This is a genomic window from Actinomadura logoneensis (genome assembly GCF_003428695.1).
In the GTDB taxonomy this organism is placed as follows: domain Bacteria; phylum Actinomycetota; class Actinomycetes; order Streptosporangiales; family Streptosporangiaceae; genus Spirillospora; species Spirillospora logoneensis.
Window position 1 is genome coordinate 1 of the sequence record NZ_QURH01000661.1, and the last position, 2,682, is coordinate 2,682.

The window sequence follows — 2,682 nt, forward strand, 5'->3', positions numbered from 1 at the left end:
GCCCCGCGGCGGCGGCCGGGACCAGCGCCGCGAAGGCGCCGAACCCGATCCGCCGGCCGGGGTCGACCAGCGCCGCGCGCCCGCCGAGCCGGGCCGCGTGGTCGCGGGCGGACGTCAGTACCGCCCTGGTCACGGTGGGCTCGGCCAGCGTCCCGGGACCAGCTTCTCCGTCAGGCATGGGGTGAACGTACGGACCCCGCCCGGGCGGCCACATCCGCAGAACTGTGTAGGTGGGTGTGTAGCTCATCAGGACAGCCCCGCCCGCTGCAGCAACGCCCGGCGGCGGACCCGCCCGGACGGGGACCGCGGGATGAGGTCGACGACGTGCAGGGCGACCACCCTCCGGTAGGACGGCACGTGGCCGTTGACGTAGGCGAGCAGTTCCTCCCGCGACACCGGACGCGTCGCGACGATGAAGGCGTGCGGCGCGAGCCCGACCTCCAGGTCGGGGACGGGCACGATGACGGCGTCGGCCACGGCGGGGTGCGCGGCGAGGACGGCGTCGGGTTCGGCGGGCGGTTCGGGGCGGGCGGCGCCGAGCCGGCCGAGGATGTAGACGCGGCCGTGCTCGTCGGCGAACGCCTGGTCGCCGGTGGTGAGCCAGCGCACCGGGACCGCGGCCGCCGAGGTCATCGGCAGCCGCAGGCACAGTTCGCCCGGTTGGTAGGCGGGCTGGTCGGTGCCCGTGGCCGGGTCGACGACCCGCCAGGCGACGCCGAGCAGGCCGCGGCCGACCGAGTCGAGCGTGCCCTCCTCCACCCCGCGGGGGTTGAGGTGGGTGATCCCGGCGGCCTCCGCCGTCCCGTACGCCTGGCGGACGGGGCAGCCGAGCCGGTTGGCGCAGGCGCGCGCGGCCTCGGCGGACAGCGGTCCGCCGGTGCTGACGACGGCGCGCAGCGAGCGCAGGTTGTAGCGCGGGACGGACCGGTCGTAGGCGAGCACCTCGACCAGCCGCGGCGGCGCGAGCAGGACGGTGACGCGGTGGTCCTGGATCGCGCGGAGCAGTTCGTGGCGGCCCGCCCCGGCGAGGGTGACGACGGTCGCGCCGAGCCGCAGCCCGGGATTGAGCAGGCCGTTCAGCGCGATGGGGTCGGCGAGCGGCAGCGCCGACAGGGCCACGTCGGACGGTCCGACCAGCCCGGCGTCGGCGACGCGGGTGAGCCCGGCGACGACCTCGGCGTGGGTGAGCCGGACGGCGCGGGGCGGGACGCCGTCGCCGCGGGTGCAGGCGATGAGCGCCGCGTCGCGGGCGGGGTCGACCGGGACGTCCGGGGCGGCGGCGCCGGTGTGCAGGGCGGTGACGGACTCGACGCCGGGTTCGTCGCCGAAGCAGAACAGCCGCCGGACGGGCCGTTCCCGGACCGCCGTGCGGGCGATGTCCAGCAGGACCGGCCAGGTGATGAGGACGCCGGCGTCCGCCTCGGCGAGCAGGGCGGCGAGTTCGGCGGCGGGGGTGGTGGGGCGTACCGGCATGGGCGTCGCGCCCGCCGCCGTGACGGCGTGCAGCGCGACGACGAACTCGGGGCTGTCGGGCAGGTGGAGGGCGACGACCGTGCCGGGGCCGATGCCCTCGCGGGCCAGCCCGGCCGCGAGGGAGCCGACGGCCGCGGCCAGCTCGGGGTGGGTCATCACCCGGTCGCCCATCGCGTCCACGACGGCGAGGCGGCCGCCGCGCAGCTCGGTCACCGGGTCGGCCGCGGGTGCCACGCCGAACACCGCACGGGACACCGTGACCGCCGGGTGCCCGGCGGCCGCGTCCACACGCATGCAGATCATGGGGCTGACGCTACGGTCGGCGTCCCCGGCCGCACATGCACACGATTGTGCACGTACGTATGTAACTCAGCGGAGCCGCGGCTGTGTACGCGGCGGCGCGGGCGGGCTCGCCGAGGGCACGGGCGGGCGCGGCGGGGCGCGGCTCAGCGGAGCTGCGGCTGGTCGGCGAGCTGGTGGTCCACGGCCCAGACCGCGATCTGGGCGCGGGAGTTGAAGCCGAGCTTGGTGAGGATGTTGGCGACGTGCCGCGCCGCGGTGGCGGGGCTGATCACCAGTTCCCGGGCGATGCCCTTGTTGCTGAGGCCGCGGGCGATGAGCTGCGCGATCTCGCGTTCGCGCGCGGTGAGCGTGCTGGGCGGGGTGACCGGCGCGGACGGTGCGGCGACCGGTCCGGTCGTGGTGGCGGCGCTCCCGAGCTCGCGGGCGCTCCCGGCCGGCGTCCCGGCGGGGGCGGCCGGGTGCTCCGTGCCCGAGACGTCCATGGAGAGCGTGCGGGGCGATGGTCGCGGCGTCCCGGCGCCGGGGGCGTCCTCACCGGTCGCCGTGCCGGGCGTCCCGGAGGCGGCGGGGGCGGAGGGCGCGCCGGGCGTCCCGGCGGACGCTGCGGACGGTGTGCTCCAGAGCTCGGCGTCCTCGTCCTTCGCGGCGGCCTCCTCGTCGCCGAGGGCGAGGACGATGGCCTCGTCCGGGCCGAGCGCGCTGCCCTCGCCGAACCACTGCGCGACGACCGGCTCGCCCATGGCGCGCCGGATGGGCTCCAGCATCCGCTCGACGCGCGCGCCGTGCCCGGGCGTGCGGGTCACCGGCGAACCGGACGCGCCGGACGGGTGCGCCGGTCCGTCCGGATGCGGGGTGTGGCGGTGCGCGGCGGCCTCGCGCAGCCCGGCCGCGGCGCCCGCGAGCAGC

General features: G+C 77.8%; 2 protein-coding genes. Both read right to left on the reverse strand.

The features are described from left to right. Window positions 1–246 precede the first annotated feature (246 nt). Complete coding sequence (locus DZF91_RS25270) at window positions 247–1,776, reverse strand: AMP-binding protein (RefSeq protein ID WP_117359723.1); 1,530 nt, start codon at window positions 1,774–1,776, stop codon at window positions 247–249. Between the two features lie 143 nt (window positions 1,777–1,919). Then, on the reverse strand, window positions 1,920–2,682 hold a 763-nt coding region (locus DZF91_RS25275; protein WP_235834542.1), incomplete at its 5' end, for a helix-turn-helix domain-containing protein.